General features: G+C 67.6%; 19 protein-coding genes. 18 read left to right on the forward strand and 1 reads right to left on the reverse strand.

The genetic code is table 11. The features are described from left to right. The 4 genes from ELI80_RS06585 to ELI80_RS06600 all read left to right on the forward strand — a co-directional run. A partial coding sequence (locus ELI80_RS06585; RefSeq protein ID WP_136650332.1) for a phage major capsid protein occupies nucleotides 1-183 on the forward strand: 183 nt, incomplete at its 5' end. 74 nt (nucleotides 184-257) lie between these two features. Then, complete coding sequence (locus ELI80_RS06590; RefSeq protein WP_136650333.1) at nucleotides 258-593, forward strand: DUF2190 family protein; 336 nt, start codon at nucleotides 258-260, stop codon at nucleotides 591-593. Further along, complete coding sequence (locus ELI80_RS06595; RefSeq protein ID WP_136650334.1) at nucleotides 593-904, forward strand: head-tail joining protein; 312 nt, start codon at nucleotides 593-595, stop codon at nucleotides 902-904. The genes ELI80_RS06590 and ELI80_RS06595 overlap by 1 nt, the downstream gene beginning before the upstream one ends. Beyond that, a complete protein-coding gene (locus ELI80_RS06600; RefSeq protein ID WP_136650335.1) occupies nucleotides 901-1,530 on the forward strand; it encodes a DUF6441 family protein in 630 nt (209 codons plus the stop codon). The genes ELI80_RS06595 and ELI80_RS06600 overlap by 4 nt, the downstream gene beginning before the upstream one ends. A 19-nt stretch (nucleotides 1,531-1,549) precedes the next feature. Here ELI80_RS06600 and ELI80_RS06605 read toward each other — a convergent pair whose 3' ends face one another. Then, entirely contained in the window at nucleotides 1,550-2,473 is a 924-nt protein-coding gene (locus tag ELI80_RS06605; RefSeq protein ID WP_136650336.1) for a type 2 periplasmic-binding domain-containing protein, read from the reverse strand. Nucleotides 2,474-2,570: 97 nt separating this feature from the next. On the opposite strand from ELI80_RS06605, the gene ELI80_RS06610 reads away from it, so the two are divergent. From ELI80_RS06610 to ELI80_RS16195, 14 genes are all read left to right on the forward strand, one after another. After that, the gene (locus ELI80_RS06610; RefSeq protein WP_136650337.1) at nucleotides 2,571-2,990 is read left to right on the forward strand and encodes an acyl-CoA transferase; all 420 of its coding nucleotides are present in this window, start codon (nucleotides 2,571-2,573) and stop codon (nucleotides 2,988-2,990) included. Nucleotides 2,991-3,014: 24 nt separating this feature from the next. Then, nucleotides 3,015-3,953, forward strand: a complete 939-nt coding sequence (locus tag ELI80_RS06615; protein WP_136650338.1) for a phage tail tube protein — start codon at nucleotides 3,015-3,017, stop codon at nucleotides 3,951-3,953. Nucleotides 3,954-3,955: 2 nt separating this feature from the next. Further along, on the forward strand, nucleotides 3,956-4,405 hold the full coding sequence (locus tag ELI80_RS06620) for a phage-derived protein YdaY family protein (RefSeq protein ID WP_136650339.1): 450 nt from the start codon (nucleotides 3,956-3,958) through the stop codon (nucleotides 4,403-4,405). Nucleotides 4,406-4,461: 56 nt separating this feature from the next. Continuing rightward, nucleotides 4,462-4,620, forward strand: coding sequence for a DUF7697 family protein (locus tag ELI80_RS06625; RefSeq protein WP_236641366.1), 159 nt, complete (start codon nucleotides 4,462-4,464; stop codon nucleotides 4,618-4,620). Beyond that, on the forward strand, nucleotides 4,613-7,048 hold the full coding sequence (locus ELI80_RS06630) for a phage tail tape measure C-terminal domain-containing protein (protein WP_136650341.1): 2,436 nt from the start codon (nucleotides 4,613-4,615) through the stop codon (nucleotides 7,046-7,048). Before ELI80_RS06625 ends, ELI80_RS06630 begins: the two co-directional genes overlap by 8 nt. A 61-nt stretch (nucleotides 7,049-7,109) precedes the next feature. Then, nucleotides 7,110-7,736 carry a DUF2460 domain-containing protein gene (locus tag ELI80_RS06635; RefSeq protein WP_136650342.1) on the forward strand — a complete coding sequence of 209 codons (627 nt, stop codon included), beginning with the start codon at nucleotides 7,110-7,112 and terminating at the stop codon, nucleotides 7,734-7,736. Next, nucleotides 7,733-8,083 carry a hypothetical protein gene (locus ELI80_RS06640; RefSeq protein WP_136650343.1) on the forward strand — a complete coding sequence of 117 codons (351 nt, stop codon included), beginning with the start codon at nucleotides 7,733-7,735 and terminating at the stop codon, nucleotides 8,081-8,083. Before ELI80_RS06635 ends, ELI80_RS06640 begins: the two co-directional genes overlap by 4 nt. After that, nucleotides 8,076-8,207 carry a hypothetical protein gene (locus tag ELI80_RS16515; RefSeq protein ID WP_268939851.1) on the forward strand — a complete coding sequence of 44 codons (132 nt, stop codon included), beginning with the start codon at nucleotides 8,076-8,078 and terminating at the stop codon, nucleotides 8,205-8,207. Before ELI80_RS06640 ends, ELI80_RS16515 begins: the two co-directional genes overlap by 8 nt. Nucleotides 8,208-8,212: 5 nt before the next feature. Continuing rightward, nucleotides 8,213-8,872: a lysozyme gene (locus ELI80_RS06645; protein ID WP_236641367.1), complete on the forward strand. Its 660-nt coding sequence runs from the start codon at nucleotides 8,213-8,215 to the stop codon at nucleotides 8,870-8,872. After that, nucleotides 8,869-9,078, forward strand: a complete 210-nt coding sequence (locus ELI80_RS06650) for a hypothetical protein (RefSeq protein ID WP_119896236.1) — start codon at nucleotides 8,869-8,871, stop codon at nucleotides 9,076-9,078. Before ELI80_RS06645 ends, ELI80_RS06650 begins: the two co-directional genes overlap by 4 nt. Next, nucleotides 9,075-9,959 (forward strand): phage/gene transfer agent baseplate hub protein, encoded by an 885-nt coding sequence (locus ELI80_RS06655; protein WP_136650344.1) that lies wholly within the window; start codon nucleotides 9,075-9,077, stop codon nucleotides 9,957-9,959. The genes ELI80_RS06650 and ELI80_RS06655 overlap by 4 nt, the downstream gene beginning before the upstream one ends. Beyond that, the gene (locus ELI80_RS06660; RefSeq protein ID WP_136650345.1) at nucleotides 9,956-10,390 is read left to right on the forward strand and encodes an NlpC/P60 family protein; all 435 of its coding nucleotides are present in this window, start codon (nucleotides 9,956-9,958) and stop codon (nucleotides 10,388-10,390) included. Before ELI80_RS06655 ends, ELI80_RS06660 begins: the two co-directional genes overlap by 4 nt. A gap of 10 nt (nucleotides 10,391-10,400) precedes the next feature. Beyond that, nucleotides 10,401-14,366: a baseplate multidomain protein megatron gene (locus tag ELI80_RS06665; protein ID WP_136650346.1), complete on the forward strand. Its 3,966-nt coding sequence runs from the start codon at nucleotides 10,401-10,403 to the stop codon at nucleotides 14,364-14,366. A 10-nt stretch (nucleotides 14,367-14,376) separates the two neighbouring features. Next, complete coding sequence (locus tag ELI80_RS16195) at nucleotides 14,377-16,200, forward strand: DUF2793 domain-containing protein (protein ID WP_236641368.1); 1,824 nt, start codon at nucleotides 14,377-14,379, stop codon at nucleotides 16,198-16,200. The last annotated feature ends 39 nt before the right edge of the window (nucleotides 16,201-16,239 follow it).

Here is a 16,239-nt window from a genome sequence, read left to right on the forward strand (position 1 = left end):
CAAAAGCCTACTTCAGGGAGGACCACTTTTCAGGGGGCAGACCACTATCTCGAGGGCCAGCAGGGTGCGTACATCGAGACCCGCAACGGCTTCGATGTCGACGGCGTCGAGATCAAGTGCCGCCTCGACTTCGGTGCCAAGGCCATCGACTGGCGCGGCCTCTACAAGAACCCGAGCGCGTAAGGTACGAAACCTGAACCCTGAAACGCGGGCGGTCCTGCCGGGCCGCCCTTCGTCTTTCCACGAGGATCCTCCCCATGAAAAACTTCGTCCAGCCCGGCAACACCATCACCCTGACCGCGCCTTATGCCGTCGCCTCCGGCGATGGCCTGCTCGTCGGCTCCATCTTCGGCGTGGCCTCTGGCTCCGCCGCCCTCGGCGAAACGGTCGAGACCGCGCTCACCGGCGTCTTCGACCTCACCAAGATCGGCTCGCAGGCCTGGACTGCGGGTGCCCGGATCTACTGGGACGACACCAACAAGCGCACCACCAACGTGGCCACCTCGAACACGCTGATCGGCGTCGCCACCGAGGCGGTCGCGGGCGGCGCTGGTGACACCGTCGGCCGGGTGCGGTTGAACGGCGCGTTCTGATGAGCGCTTTCGCTGCCGCCGTCAGCGCGCTCTTCGCCGATCCGAATGTCGGCAGGGATGCGTTCTACACGCCCGAGGGCGGCGCGCCCGTTCTGGTGCGCGTCGTCGCCCGGCGCGCGGACGCGGTTACGGATTTCGGCGATGCAAGGATCTGGTCCGAGACCACGCGCGTGGATCTGCAGGTGGCCGAGGTGGCGAACCCGCGCCCCGGCGACAGGGTCGAGATCGACGGCGAAGCCTTCCTCATTCAAAGCGAGCCAGTTCGCGACCGCGAGCAGCTCGTCTGGACCGTCGATCTGAGGCCCGCGTGAAACTGAAGCTCAACATCGATCCCGACATCGTCGCAATAATGCAAGCCGAGGTGGCAGCGGGTGAGCGCGCGGTGACCGCCGCGATGCGCGAGGCCGGGACTGGGCTGAAGACCGCATGGCGCTTGCAGGTCACCGGCGCGGGGCTCGGAACACGGCTCGCCAACACGATCCGCAGCCAGACGTTTCCGAAGGCGGGCGAAAGCCTCGACGCCGCCGCGCTGATCTGGTCCCAGGCCCCGGTGATCGTCAGCGCCCACGACACCGGGCCGCTGATCCGCTCGAAGAACGGGTTCTGGCTGGCGATCCCGCTACCCGCCGCAGGCAAGTCGCTGCGCGGCGGCCGGATCACCCCAGGCGAATGGGAACGGCGTCGCGGGTTGCGCCTGCGCTTCGTCTATCGCCGGACGGGCCCGAGCCTGCTGGTGGCCGAAGGACGGCTGAACACCAAAGGCCAAGCGGTCGTGTCGCGCTCGAAAACCGGGCGCGGCAAGGTCACCGCGCCGATCTTCCTGCTCGTGCCGCAGGTGAAACTGCCGAAGCGGCTAGATCTTGCAAGGGATGCCGACCGGGCGTTGGACAGCGTGCCGGGGCTGATCGTTGCGAACTGGGTGGAGGCAAGAGGATAAGCAGTCAGCACCTTCCGGCCTAAGATTCTCCTCGCACAATAGCCAGCAGTCTACGGAACTCTGGGTCCTCGGTATCACGCTTCCAGAAGTTGATGAAACGCGCCACTACTTGGAGATTTCCAAGTTCGTAATGGCCGGAGCTGTCAATACGATCCAAGGACGGTCGAAGTTGTGAATCTGGACCGTCAAACTGCAAGACGATTCCTGAAATGGCGCACCTATCTCCTGTTTCCTCCAACAACTCTTTCAGATGCGCGATGAGGGCTTCTTTCGAGAGCCGGAGGTCTTTGTTCTTGATAGTGCGTTCCACTGTCTGTCCGTAGGACTGCTTCGCCGTTTGGTTAGCCTGCTCAGCCATGTTCCAGATCGCAATGTCTCTGGATCCAAGGTAGTGGCCTGTGTTTTGTCGTTCCAGCTTGCTCATCCACCAGAAAGCGTCGAGCGTCCACAGATCCACTTTCAAATCCCTTGCCAGCTGAAGTAGCACGGAATTGATGATTTCATACTGCCCCCCCTCGGAAGCACCGTGGGGGAAAGCTGGCCACACACCGCGTTCCCGCATTTCGGGTTCGCTGGTGCCGTTCCAAACCCCGTAGCGATCAGGATACGCCAAGAGTAATATAGGTGTGAGAGTGGCCGGACCGGCTCCACTCACCATGGAAAGGGCGGAATCAAATCTGTCCGCGATCGGTTTTGTTTCGTCTACTAGGACGGTTATAGCTTCTCGCAGACTTTCCATATCATCTGTGGCTCGGCGCCCCAGGCGTTCTAAACCTGTCCAGTGGTGATTGTGCTTGAAACTGAGGAAATCCAGATAGTCCTGCTTGGTCAGACTTTGCGGATCTCGGAATTTCGGCCCGAAACGATCGAGTACTTCACCACTTTTTACGACAATGTGACGAATATCCGGCAGACTGAGAGCCTTGTCGACGTTAAACAGCATAATCGAACCTCTCAAGAGTGCGCCTGAACATAACCGTGTCGAAATCAGTGCAAACGCACAAGACGACATTTCTTGATGTGATGATCGGCAGAGAACCGTGCCCACCCAACGCGAAACCATCCTCGCCGCGCTGCACGCGCGGCTTTTGACGTTGTCTGCCACCGCCCTGCGCGGCGAGGTGCTACCCGAACGCGTCCCGGCTGAAGGCTTGCTGATCCTGCGCGATGGCGAGCCGGGGGAGCCGGAGGTTACGCTGTCGCCGCTACGCTACCACTATCAGCACCGCGCCGAGATCGAGGCTGTCGTGCAGGGCGCGGACCGTGACGCCGTCTTCGATACCCTCTGCGCCAGCATCGGCACGGCGCTCGCCGCCGACCGCACGCTGGGCGGGATCTGCGACTGGGTCGAGGCGGAAGCGCCGCGTCCGGTCGATCTGCCGGTCGAGGGCGCGGCCAGCCTGAAGGCCGCCGTTATCCCGGTGGTGCTGCACTACTCCACGGCCGACCCGCTCGGCTGACCCAACCGACAACAGGAGACCGACATGGCACGAGCCCAGGGGGCGCGGGCGCAGATGGCGCTTGCGTTCGAAACGACCTATGGCACGCCGCCAGCAGGCGGCTTTACCAAGATGCCCTTCGCCAGCACCACGCTCGGCGCGGAGCAGCCGCTCTTGAACTCCGAGCTTCTCGGCTACGGCCGCGATCCGCTGGCACCGATCAAGGATGCGGTGACGGCCGACGGCGATGTCGTCGTGCCGCTCGACGCCGAGGCCTTTGGCTTCTGGCTGAAGGCGGCCTTCGGCGCGCCGTCGACGACGGGCACCGGCCCCTGGACGCACGAGTTCCAATCGGGCGCCTGGACACTACCGAGCCTCTCCATCGAGACCGGCATGCCGGAGGTGCCGCGCTTTGCCATGTATTCCGGCTGCGTGCTCGACCAGATCACCTGGCAGATGCAGCGGTCTGGCCTGCTAACCGCGACGGCGCGACTGGTAGCGCAGGGCGAGACAGTCGGTACGACCACCAGCGCCGGCACGCCCGCCGCGCTGGAGCTGAAGCGGTTCGGCCATTTCAACGGGTCGATCACGCGCAACGGCTCGGCCCTCGGCAATGTGGTCTCCGCCGACATCGCCTATGCCAACAACCTCGACCGGATCGAGACCATCCGTTCGGACGGCCGCATCGACGGCGCGGACCCGTCCATTGCCGCGTTGACCGGCTCCATCGAGGTCCGTTTCGCCGACAGCACGCTGGTCACGCAGGCGATCAACGGCGATCCGTGCGAGCTCGAATTCGCCTACGTCCTGCCTTCGGGCGAGAGCTTCACGTTCACCGTGCACGCCGTCTACCTGCCGCGCCCGCGCATCGAGATTTCAGGGCCGCGGGGCGTGCAGGCCACCTTCGACTGGCAGGCCGCCCGCGACAGCGTGGTCGGGCGGATGTGCACTGCTACCCTGATCAACGACATCGAGGTGTACTGAGAATGCTGACGCTCGACCTGACCAACGCGCCCCGCTGGCATGACCTCGCGCCCGGCGTGCGGGTGCAGCTGCGCCCGCTGACCACGGCGCTGATGGTGATGACCCGCAGCGACCCGGCCGTCGAGGCGATGCCGGACGAGGCTTCAGACGAGGAACGCGCCGTCGCCTTCGCCAAGGCGCTTGCGCGGCGGGCGGTGCTCGCCTGGGAGGGCATGGGCGATGCGGACGGCAACCCCATCGACCCGAGCCCCGAGGCCATCGACGCGCTGCTCGACATCTGGCCGATCTTCGAGGCCTTCCAGCTGACCTACGTCTCCAAGGGCCTGCTGCTGGAGCAGGAAAAAAACGCCTCCGCGCTCTCGCCGAGTGGTCCTTCGGCGGGGGCGACCGATATTGCCAAGCCTGCGCGCAAACGTGCGAAGACTGCCCAGGCCGCGCAAACCGGCCGCTGACGCAAGAAGGCTGGCAGGTCTGGGACCTCGTCGGCCGCCTCGGGGGACAGCTGCGCGTGCTGCCCGGCGCCGTCGTCGGCTGGGACCTGACCGCCGCGCTGGTCCTTGGCGACGCCCTCGGTGTGCCCACCACTGCTGCGGCCGAACTTCTGCCCGTCATTGAAGCGGTGATGGTGGCCAAACTCAACGAACAGATGGAACGCCCCAATGGCTGAAAAACGCGTCAGCGTCCGCCTGGCCGCTGTCGGTGGCCGGCAGGTGCGCGCCGAACTGGAAGGCGTCGGCGAAGCCGGTGCCCGAGGCTTCGGACGGCTCAGTCGCGAGATGGAAGCGGCCAACACCCGGCTCGCAGCCTTCTCGCGACGGGTCCGTGTGGCCGCCGCAGCCGCTGTGGCCGCTGCCGCCGCTGCTGGCGTTGCGATGATCCGCTCCGGCCTCCAGACGGTCGATGCGCAGGCGAAGCTCGCGCAGTCGCTCGGCACCACAGTCGCCTCGATCCAGACGCTGGAGCGCGCGGGCGAGTTGGCGGGCGTGTCGATGTCCGGCATCGAGCAGGCCACGAAGGATCTAACGCGTCGTCTCAGCCAGGCGGCCGCCGGGAGCGGTCCCGCGGCCGACGCGCTCGACCGGCTGGGTCTTTCGGCCAACGACCTGATCGCGCTGCCGCTGGACCAGCGCGTCGGCGCGATCAACGCCGCCATCGAGAGCTTCGTGCCTGCCGCCGAGCGTGCGGCCGTCGCGGGTCAGCTTTTTGGCGAGGAAGGCTCCATCGCCATGTCGCGCATCGACACTGCGACACTGCGCCAGGCGACCGAGGACGTGCTTGCCTTCGGCGTCGTCGTATCCGAACAGGACGCCGACCAGATCGAGCGCACGAACGACGCCATCTCCCGGCTTGGGCTGATCTGGCGGGGGCTATCGAACCAGCTGGCCGTCGCCGCAGCCCCCGCGCTGGAAGCCGTCGCCAACGCCATGGCGGCGGTCGCCAGCCGGACCGGCCCGCTCGGCATCGTCATTCGCGGCCTCTTCGACAATATCGGCCGCTTGACCACCTATGCCGTGACCTTCGCGGCCTTCCTCGCGGGCCGCTGGGTCGCCGGGCTGGCCGCCGCCGCGCTGTCGGTCCGCGGGTTGGCCACCGCGCTCGTCGTGTTGCGCGGGGCGCTGATCCGCACCGGCATCGGCGCTCTGATCGTCGGCGTCGGGGAGCTGATCTATCAACTTTCCCAAATCGTCGCCCGCGTGGGCGGGGTCGGCGAAGCCTTCCGGCTGCTCTCCGATCTGGCCTCCGAGGTCTGGTCGCGGGTCGGGCTCGCGCTCGACGCCGTGCTGGCCCGCATGGCGGCCGGATGGGAGGGGCTGAAGGCCGCCGCGCTCTCGGCTCTTGACGGCACCGTCGCGGGCGTCGTGGGTTTTGGGGACCGCACTGTCGCGATCTTCCAGGGCGCCTATGACGGCGCGGTGGCGATCTGGGGCAGCCTGCCGGGCGCCATCGGCGACTTCGCCTACCAGGCCGCAAACGGGCTGATCGGCGGGGTCGAGGCGATGCTGAACGGCGTCGTCACGCGGATCAACAGCTTCATCGAGACCCTGAACGCCGCGCTGGCCCTGCTGCCCGAATGGGCGACCGGCGAAGGCGGCGTGCGGATCGGCACGCTCGACGCGGTGGACCTGAGCCGGATCGACAACCCGTTCGAGGGGGCTGCGACGGCGGCCGGCACCGCGGCGGCCGATGCGTTTTCGGCGGCGCTTGCCAGGACTTACATCGCGCCGCCCGATCTCGGTCTCGGCGCGATGGCGGATGATGCGCGCGACCGGGCCGATGCCTATCGCGAGGCCGCTGGCATGCTGACCGATGCCGCGACCCGGCCGCTTGCCGCCTGGCAGGCGCTGAAAGCTGCCGTGACCGGGTCCGGCACCGAGGCCGAAACCGCGCTGACGGATGCCGCGACCTCCGCCGATGCACTCGCGGCCGGGCTCGACGACACCGCAACTGCGGCCAACGGCGCCGGAGGTGCTGCCCGCGATGCCGGAACCGCCGCAGGCGAAGAGGCCGAGCGTGCGCTGACCGGATGGCAGGCGGTGACGGCGGCGCTCTCGGACTATGCCAGCCGGGCGCGTGAGATCGGCGGCGATATCGGCCAGAGCCTCGTCGGCGCCTTCCAATCGGCCGAGGATGCGGTAGGGGAGTTCGTGAAGACCGGCAAGCTGAACTTCCGCGATCTGGTGACCTCGCTGATCGCCGATCTGGCGAAACTGGCGGCGCGGCGCTTCATCCTCGGCCCCATCGCCAACGCGCTTTCGGGCGCGCTCGGTGGCGCGGGCGGGATCTTCGCCAATATCCTGCACGCTGGCGGCATGGTCGGATTGTCCGGACCCTCGCGCATGGTGCCGACCATGGCCTTCGCCGCCGCGCCCCGGATGCATTCGGGCGGCGCTGTCGGTCTTCGCCATGACGAAGTGCCTGCAATCCTGCAAAGGGGCGAGCGGGTGCTCTCGCGCCGGGAGGCGCAGAGCTACGGCGCGGGCGGCGGGATCAACGTCACCATCATGGCCCGCGACGCCGAGAGCTTCCGGCAATCCCGCACGCAGGTCGCTGCCGACATCGCCCGCGCCGTCTCGCTCGGGCGGAGGGGCATCTGAGTGCGACCCCGCAAGTGGGAACCGGTTGCGGGGGCCAGAGCACGAACCATGGAGAGACTTGATGGCGTTTCACGAGGTCCGGTTTCCGGACAACATCAGCCGTGGGGCGCGCGGCGGGCCCGAGCGGCGCACGCAAATCGTCGAGCTGGCCTCGGGCGACGAGGAACGCAACGCAAGCTGGGCCAATTCGCGACGCCGTTACGATGTGGCCTACGGCATTCGCCGCGCCGACGATCTGGCGGCGGTCGTCGCCTTCTTCGAGGCCCGCAACGGGCGGCTCCACGGCTTCCGCTTCAAGGACTGGGGCGACCACAAATCCTGCCTGCCTTCGGGCACGCCAGCACCGACCGATCAGGTGATTTCCACCGGCGATAGCGCGACGACGACATTCCAACTGGTGAAGCGCTACGCCTCGGGCAGCCAGACTTGGGTGCGGACCATCACCAAGCCGGTCGCGGGCTCGGTTACCGTCGCTCTGAATGGCGCACCCCAAGCGTCCGGCTGGTCCGTCGATACCACGACCGGCGTCATCACCTTCACCACCGCGCCGGGCGCGGGCGTCGCGATCACCGCGGGCTTCGAGTTCGATGTCCCGGTCCGCTTCGACACCGACGTGCTCGACGTAACGCTCGATCTCGAGCGGCTTGGCTCGATCACCTCCATCCCGCTTCTGGAGATCCGACGATGAATGATGAAACTGGATTTCTGGCGGCGGCGCTGAAGGAACTTCTCGCTTCTACCGCCGTGATCCTCGCCACCTGGGGCGCGCTCGGGGGCGCGACCAACGCGCTGACCACGAAAATGCGCCTGCGCGACGCGCTGCGCCACATCCTGCTCGGCGGTCTGATCGCGGCCGGGATGGGGAGCCTGTCGATGGCGATCATTACCCGCTGGCTCGGCCTGCCGCCCGAGGCGATCCCGGCCGGGGGCGCGGCGGGTTCGGCCGCCTATCTGGTCGGCGTCTTCGGTCCCGCCTTCATCGAGGTGCTGCTCGCCCGTCTGCGCCATGCCGGGAAAGGCGATGGCGATGCATGACCTTCTCCGCCTCGCACGCTCCCTGCGCTGCGACCCGTCCGATCCCGGACAGGCCTTCAGCCACCGCCTGGGCGTCGGCCTCGCCGTCGCCGCGCTGATCCTGATCCTCTCGCTTCTGGGGTGATTTCCATGCAGATGACTGCCAAGAAAATGTCTGATCGCGGCCTCTTGGCCCTCGTCCGGCACGAAGGGATCGTGCCCGGACCCTACCGTGATGTGAAACAGGTCTGGACCTTCGGCATTGGCCACACGGCTGCAGCCGGTCTGCCCGATCCCGCCACGATGCCGCGCGGCATGCCCGCCGATCTCGATGCCGGGATCCGCGAAGCGTTCCGGGTCTTCCGTGACGACCTCGCGCGCTACGAGGCAGCCGTCCTGCGCGCCGTGAAGGTGCCGCTCGAACCGCACGAGTTCGATGCGCTGGTCTCGTTTCATTACAACACCGGCGGCATCGCAAAGGCGGCGCTCACCCGGCACCTGAACGCGGGCGACCGGGCTGCAGCGGCAGCAGCCTTCATGGGCTGGCTCAAGCCCGCCGCGATCCGCCCGCGCCGCGAGGCCGAGCGCGACCTCTTCGCCAAAGGCCACTATCCCGCTGGCAACATCCCCATCTGGTCGGTCGACCGCAACGGCCGAGTCGATTTCTCGCGATCGATCCGGCGCCTGACCGAGGACGAAGCGCTGGCGCTGCTGCGCCCCGCAAGCGCGCCGGTGCCGACGCAAACCATTGTCGCTCCGTCTTGGTGGCGGAGGCCGTTGGACCATTTCAAAGGAAGGGCAACATCATGAACTGGAACCTCGCGCGTGGGCTGATCTACCTTGCCTGTCTGGCAGCCTCCGGTCTGGCGATGGCCGGGCTGGCGGATTTCGATCTGGCGACCGGCACCTTCGACCTGAGACCCTTCAACCTTTACGCCTTGACCGGCGCTGGCGGTGGTGTCGTCTCGTCCGCGCTGGCCTCTCTGGCGTTGCTTCGCGGCTGGGGGCGGAAGTGAAATCCCTCTCGCTCGCTCTCCAATCCCATCTCGACGAGGGCACGACGACGCTGGCCTGGTGCTGGCGGATCGCCCGGGCCGATGGCGTCACCTTCGGCTTTACCGACCATGACCGGACGCTCAGCTTCGACGGCACCGATTTCGAACCGGAAAGCGGGCTGACGGCGTCCGAGGTGCGCTCGGGCTCGGACCTGTCGGTCGATGCGCAGGACGCCGAGGGCGTCCTGACCTCCGACCGCATCACCGAGACCGACATCCTCGATGGCCGATGGGACAACGCGGCGGTCGAGGTCTGGCGCGTGAACTGGGCTGACACCGCGCAGCGCGTGCTGATGCGGCGCGGGGCCATCGGTCAGATTCGGCGGGGGCGACTGGCCTTCGTCGCCGAGGTGCGCTCGCTGGCCCATGTGCTGGGCCAGACGGTCGGGCGGACGTTTCAGGCGACCTGCGATGCCGCTCTCGGCGATGCGCGGTGCGGAGTCAATCTGGAGGATCCGGCCTACAAGGGTACGGGCGCCGTCGTTGATCTTCTGCGCGACCGGGCCTTCACCGCCTCGAGCCTCGGCGGCTTCACCTCCGGCTGGTTCACCTTTGGTACGCTGGACTGGACCAGCGGCGCGAATGCTGGGCGGCGCACCGAGGTGCTGGGCCATGACGTCACGGACGGCATCGCTGTGCTGACCTTGCTCGAAGCGCCGGTGCGGGCCATCGCCGAGGGCGACGCCTTCACCATCCGCGCGGGTTGCGACAAGCGGCTCGAGACCTGCGGTGCGAAGTTCGCCAATACCGCCAGTTTCCGGGGCTTCCCGCATATCCCCGGACAGGACGCCGTTCTTCGCTACGCCACCAAGGATGGCGGGCATGACGGAGGCGTGCTGTGAAGCCTGCCGATCACGACAAGGTAATCGCGGCCGCCCGGTCCTGGCTCGGGACGCCGTATCATGATCAAGCAAGTCTCAAGGGCGTCGGATGCGATTGCCTCGGGCTTGCCCGCGGCGTCTGGCGCGCGGTCGTCGGCCCCGAGCCATTCCCGATCCCGCCCTACAGCCGGGACTGGGGCGAGACGGGCCCGCACGAAGTGCTGGCAGAGGGCGCGCGGCGCATGATGCCTGAGATCGCCCCGGCCGATGTCGGTCCCGGAGCGCTGGTCCTCTTTCGGATGATGCCCCGCGCCATCGCCAAGCATGTCGGGATCCTGACCTGCCCCGATACCTTCCTCCATGCTTACGAGCGGCTCGGCGTGATCGAGGAGCCGCTGACCCAACCCTGGCGGCGGCGCATCGCCTTCGCTTTCCTGTTTCCGCAACGCTGAGACCCCCGACATGGCTACCCTCATTCTCGGCGCCGCCGGTGCCGCCATCGGCGGCTCGATCGGTGGCGCGATCCTCGGCGTCAGCGCGGCGACCATTGGCGGCTTCATCGGCTCCACCATCGGCTCGGTCGTCGACAGCTGGATCGTGTCCTCGCTCGCACCGACGCAGCGGATCGAGGGCGCGCGGCTCGACAGCTTGCGCATCACGTCCTCGACCGAGGGAGCCGTGATCCCGCGGCTCTACGGCCGCATGCGGATCGGCAGCAACATCATCTGGGCCACCGATTTCCGCGAGGAGACGAAGACCACCACGCAGGGCGGCGGCAAGGGCGGCGGGGGCGGCAAGGTCAAGTCGACTGAGTATCTGTACTATGCCAGCTTCGCCGTGGCGCTTTGCGAAGGCCCGGTCACCGGCATCGGCCGCATCTGGGCTGACGGCAAGCCGATGAACCTTAGCGGCGTCACCTGGCGCTGGTATCCGGGCGACGAGGCGCAGACCGCCGATCCGTTCATCGCGGCGAAGATGGGCTCGGCCAGCACGCCCGCCTATCGCGGCACGGCCTATGTGGTCTTCGAGGAACTGGCGCTCTCGACCTATGGCAACCGTCTGCCGCAGCTCTCGTTCGAGGTGTTTCGGCCGCTTGCCGACCCTGACACCGCCGAGGGGCTGACCCGGGCCGTCACCCTGATCCCGGCTTCGGGCGAGTTCACCTACGCCACCCAAGCCATCCGCAAATCCTCGAGCGGCTCGACGCTGGCCGAGAACCTGAACGCTTTGCCGGACACCACCGACATGGTCGTGGCGCTGGACCGGCTGGAGGCCATGGCGCCGGCCGTCGAAAGCGTCAGCCTCGTCGTCGCCTGGTTCGGTGACGACCTGCGCGCGGGCTCCTGCAAGCTGCGCCCGGGCGTCGAGGTCTCGGCGAAATCCACGACGCCAGTCGGTTGGTCGGTCAATGGCGTCAGCCGCGCCAATGCCTTCCTCGTCAGCCGCGACGCCGACGATCGCCCTGTCTATGGCGGCACGCCCGCCGATTTCGCGGTGGTCCAGGCGATCCGGGAGATGAAGGCACGCGGGCTGCGCGTGACCTTCTATCCCTTCCTCCTGATGGACGTCCCGCCCGGCAACACGCTGCCGAACCCGTATTCCGACACCGCGGCCGAGGTGGGCCAGCCCACATTCCCGTGGCGCGGCCGGATCACCTGTACGCCCGCGACGGGCTATGCCGGGAGCGTGGACAAGACGGTCACCGCGGCCAGCCAAGTCGCGTCCTTTTTCGGCAGCGCGGACCCCTCCGACTTCGCGATTTCGGGCGAGACCGTCTCCTGGACCGGCCCTTCGGGTGACTGGGGCCTGCGCCGCATGATGCTGCACTACGCCCATCTCTGCGCCGTGGCAGGCGGGGTCGATGCCTTCCTGATCGGTTCGGAAATGCGTGGCCTGACCACCATCCGCTCGGGTGCCAGCACCTATCCGGCCGTCACCGCGTTCAAGGCGCTCGCCACCGATGTGCGTGCCATACTCGGGGTAGGCACCGATATCGGCTATGCGGCCGACTGGTCGGAATACTTCGGCCACCACCCGAGCGACGGCAGCGGCGACGTGTTCTTCCACCTCGACCCGCTCTGGGCCGATCCGGAGATCGATTTCGTCGGTATCGACAATTACATGCCGCTCTCCGACTGGCGCGACGGCTTCGAGCATACCGACGCGGCCGAGGGCTGGCCCGCGATCTACGACCGGGCCTATCTGCAGGCGAACATCGCGGGCGGCGAAGGCTTCGACTGGTTCTATGCAAGTGCCGCCGATCGCTCCGCGCAGGTGCGCACGCCGATCACGGACGGTAGCGCGGGCAAGCCATGGGTCTTCCGCTACAAGGATCTGCGCAGCTGGTGGAGCAACCCGCATCATAATCGCCCCGGTGGGGTGGAGAGCGGCACGCAGACGGCTTGGGTGCCGCAATCGAAGCCCATTCGCTTCACCGAACTCGGCTGTCCGGCCATCGACCGGGGCACCAACCAGCCCAACGTGTTCTTCGACCCGAAATCGTCGGAGAGCTTCACGCCCTATTTCTCGCGGGGCTGGCGCGACGACACCATCCAGCGCTCCTATCTCGAGGCGACCTTTCTCTTTTGGGGTGAGGCTGCGAATAACCCGCTGTCCTCGGCCTACGGCGGTCGGATGGTCGATGTGCCCGAATGCGCGGCATGGACCTGGGACGCGCGGCCTTACCCGTTCTTCCCCGAACTGACAAATGTCTGGACCGATGGGCCGAACTGGCGGCTCGGCCATTGGCTGACCGGGCGGCTTGGGGCGGTGTCGCTGGCAGCACTTGTCCGACACCTCTGCCTGCGCGCCGGGCTGCCGGGGACTCGCATCGACGTCACCGGCCTCTGGGGCGCGGTCGAGGGCTACGCCGTCGGCGCGCTGGAAAGCCCGCGCGCCTCGATCACCACGCTGTCGCGGCATTTCGGGTTCGACGCCGTCGAGACCGAAGGCGTGATCCGCTTCGTCATGCGTGGGCGGGCGGCGGTTGTGAGCGTCGCACCGGACGATCTGGTCGCCACGCGCGAGGGCGACGTTCTCGAACTGACCCGTGGCCAGGAGACCGAGCTGGCGCAGGCCCTGAAGTGGCAGGTTGCCCGGGCGGACGAGGATTATGACGCGGCCCTCGTCGAGGCCCGGCGGATCACCGTCGACACAACGCGGATCGCCTCGGAGTCCTTCCCCATGGCCGTACCGCCCGAAGAAGCCGAACGCCGCTGCCGCCGCGCGCTCATGGAGGCTTGGACCGGCCGGGAAAGCGCGGTTTTCCGCTTGCAGCCGTCACGGCTGGCACTCGACCCAGCCGATGTGGTGACGCTCGCCCATGACGGCCGGTCCGTCCCGCTCAGGCTCATCTCGATTGCCGATGCCGACGCGCGCGGCATCGAGGCCGTGCGTCAGGATCGGGAAGCCTACGACCTGCCGCCCGGCGCTCCGCGACCCTCTGCGCTGTCGCAGGCCGTCGTCTTCGGTGCGCCGGAGGCGGTCCTCCTCGACCTGCCGCAGCTCACCGAGGACCAGTCCGCGCATCGGCCATTCGCGGCGGCGCATGCCGTGCCTTGGCCGGGCGAGATGGCGGTGTTCCGCAGCCCCTCTTCGGACGGGTTCGACCTGCTGACCACGTTTGGCAGCCGCTCCCGGATCGGCACGCTGGTCTCGGACTTCTACGCCGGGCCGACGTCGCGCTTCGACCTTGGCAACGTGCTGGTCGTCGATCTGCTGACCGGCACGCTGGAAAGCGTCACCGACCTGACCCTCTTCGGCGGTGCCAATGCCATCGCCATCGAGAGCGCGCCCGGTGTCTGGGAGATCGTGCAGGCGGGTGCGGCCGAACTGATCGCCCCTGGCCGGTATCGTTTGACCCGGCTCCTGCGCGGCCAGCGCGGCACCGAGGGGGCCATGGGCAATCCGGTGCCTGTGGGTGCGTGGGTGGTGATGCTGGACACCGCGTTGGCATCGCTGCCGATCGCCGAGGCCGATCTTGGCATCCCGTGGAACTGGCGCATCGGCCCCGCGAGCCGCCCTGTCAATGACGAGACCTATGTCGCGCAGACCTTCACCCCCGAGGGCGCCGGACTGCGGCCGTTCTCCGTCGCCCATGTCGAACAGCCGTGGCGCAAGCCGCGCACGCCCGGCGATCTGACAATCCGTTGGACGCGCCGATCCCGATCGCTTTCCGCTGACAGATGGAGCGGGCTGGAGGTGCTGCTGGCCGAGGAACTCGAAGCCTACGAGCTCGAGATCCTCGACGGCGCCACCGTGAAGCGCGTGCTGAGCACGGCCACTACCAGCGCGATCTACACCGCCGCCCAGCAGACCGCCGACTGGGGCGCGCTGCTCGGCCCCGGCGACACCCTCGACATCCGCATCTACCAGCTCTCCGCCCTTGTCGGGCGGGGTGCGCCGAAATCCGTCACGCTGATCTTCTGAAAGCCATCCCATGTCCGACGCCACGACCCATCTCCTGCTGCCCTACATCCTTGCGGCGCAGGCCCAGAAGCATGTCACCCACAACGAGGCGCTGCGGATTCTCGATGGGCTCGTGCAGCTTTCCGTTCTCGACCGGGATCTGACCGCGCCGCCGGGAAGCCCCGCCGATGGCGACCGCTACATCGTCGCGTCGGGCGCAACCGGTGACTGGGCGGGCTGGGACCTGAACATCGCGCTCTGGACCGACGGCGCCTGGCTGCGCCTGCCGCCCCGGACCGGCTGGCGGACATGGGTCGAGGACGAGGGCCTGCTGCTCGTCTGGACTGGGGCCGCCTGGGAGATCGTGGGCGAACCGAGCGACATCTCGGATGCCGTCTTCAGCCTGATCAACGACGCCGATCCCACGAAGAAGGCGGTCTTCTCGCTGTCCGGTATCAGCACTGGCACGACCCGCAGCTACACCCTGCCGAACACGTCCTCAGAACTGGCGATCCTGGCGGGCACGCAGACCTTCACCGGCAACAAGACCTTTTCGGGCACACTGACCGCCTCCGGCACTGTCACGGTCTCGGGCGCGACGGCCACCATCGGTACGGCGACGGGCACCGCGACCTACGGGATGGGCACCGGCGCAACGACCACCGGAATCACCAAGACCGTCAACCTCGGCACTGGCGGCGCATCGGGGTCGAACACGGTCGTCAACATCGGCCCCGCGACCTCCGGCGCGAATGGCACGACGGTGGTCAACACGCCGACCGTGACCTTCGCCAATACCGTGACGCAGGTCGGCATGCCCCAGGCGAACCTGACCGCCCAGCTTCTGGGCCTCGGCGGGGCGACCGCCGACAGTTACAACCGGCTCTCGGTCAACACGCCCGCGGTCTTGCTGAACAACGCAGGCGCCGGGATCGAGGCGACGGTCAACAAGGCCGCAGCCGGAAACGACGCTGCATTCGCCTTCAAGACCAATTGGTCGGCGCGCGCCCTGATCGGGCTTCTTGGCAGCGACGATTTCAGCTTCAAGGTCAGCCCGGACGGCTCGGCCTTCCATGAAGCGCTCCGGATCGACCGCAGCAATGGCCGGGTCGAGATGCCTGAACCCGTGGTGCTCCCGGCGGTGAGCGCCGTGCCCGCGCCGCCGCCGACCGGCAAGCTGGCAATCTATGCGCGGGACCGCGCCGGAGCCGGATGGCTCGACGTCCAGCGCCCCTCGGGGCGGTTCTTCCCGCTGCAGCCGCATTTCGGGGTCAACCGGATCGCGACCTGGGCGCCGTCCACCGGCACGACCGTCAACACCAACGGCATGCCGCGCACGGCCGTCGGCACCGTCGCCACGCCGACGCTTGCCACCACGAACCTCTCGACCTCGATGCGCCGCTGGCGCGTGACCAGTGCCGCGACCGCCGATGCAGCGGCAGAGGAGCGGTCGGCGGGCTGGGTCTGCTGGCGTGGCAACGCCGATGGGCTGGGCGGCTTCACCTATGTGAACCGGCTCTCGCTCGTCACCCTGCAGGCGACCGGTATGGGCTTCTTCGGCCTTTACGGCTCGACCACGGCGCTGGCCACGACCCTGACTTTGTCGGCCGTGGTCAACTGCATCGGTATCGGCTTCCAGCGCGGCACCCACACGAACTGGCAGCTGGTCCAGAACGACGCCTCCGGCGCGCCCACGCTCACCGATCTCGGTGCGAGTTTCCCTGTCGCGAGCACGACGAACGTCCTGACCCTGACGCTCCTCGCAGCCCCGAACAGCAGCGAGATCGGCGTTCGGGTGGTCGAGGAGGTCAGCGGGGCGGTGGTCGAGGCCATGCTCGGCACCGACATTCCGTAAGCGTCCGGCCTGACTGCCCTGCCGGGTTCAGGGAGTGAT

Origin of the sequence: Paracoccus aeridis (assembly GCF_004923205.2) — a bacterium.
GTDB lineage: Bacteria > Pseudomonadota > Alphaproteobacteria > Rhodobacterales > Rhodobacteraceae > Paracoccus > Paracoccus aeridis.

Coding starts and splice junctions, on each gene's coding strand:
- ELI80_RS06590 (WP_136650333.1), top strand. CDS start 258: ATGAAAAACTTCGTCCAGCCCGGCAACACCATCACCCTGACCGCGCCT.
- ELI80_RS06595 (WP_136650334.1), top strand. CDS start 593: ATGAGCGCTTTCGCTGCCGCCGTCAGCGCGCTCTTCGCCGATCCGAAT.
- ELI80_RS06605 (WP_136650336.1), bottom strand. CDS start 2,473: ATGCTGTTTAACGTCGACAAGGCTCTCAGTCTGCCGGATATTCGTCAC.
- ELI80_RS06615 (WP_136650338.1), top strand. CDS start 3,015: ATGGCACGAGCCCAGGGGGCGCGGGCGCAGATGGCGCTTGCGTTCGAA.
- ELI80_RS06620 (WP_136650339.1), top strand. CDS start 3,956: ATGCTGACGCTCGACCTGACCAACGCGCCCCGCTGGCATGACCTCGCG.
- ELI80_RS06630 (WP_136650341.1), top strand. CDS start 4,613: ATGGCTGAAAAACGCGTCAGCGTCCGCCTGGCCGCTGTCGGTGGCCGG.
- ELI80_RS06635 (WP_136650342.1), top strand. CDS start 7,110: ATGGCGTTTCACGAGGTCCGGTTTCCGGACAACATCAGCCGTGGGGCG.
- ELI80_RS06640 (WP_136650343.1), top strand. CDS start 7,733: ATGAATGATGAAACTGGATTTCTGGCGGCGGCGCTGAAGGAACTTCTC.
- ELI80_RS16515 (WP_268939851.1), top strand. CDS start 8,076: ATGCATGACCTTCTCCGCCTCGCACGCTCCCTGCGCTGCGACCCGTCC.
- ELI80_RS06645 (WP_236641367.1), top strand. CDS start 8,213: ATGCAGATGACTGCCAAGAAAATGTCTGATCGCGGCCTCTTGGCCCTC.
- ELI80_RS06650 (WP_119896236.1), top strand. CDS start 8,869: ATGAACTGGAACCTCGCGCGTGGGCTGATCTACCTTGCCTGTCTGGCA.
- ELI80_RS06665 (WP_136650346.1), top strand. CDS start 10,401: ATGGCTACCCTCATTCTCGGCGCCGCCGGTGCCGCCATCGGCGGCTCG.
- ELI80_RS16195 (WP_236641368.1), top strand. CDS start 14,377: ATGTCCGACGCCACGACCCATCTCCTGCTGCCCTACATCCTTGCGGCG.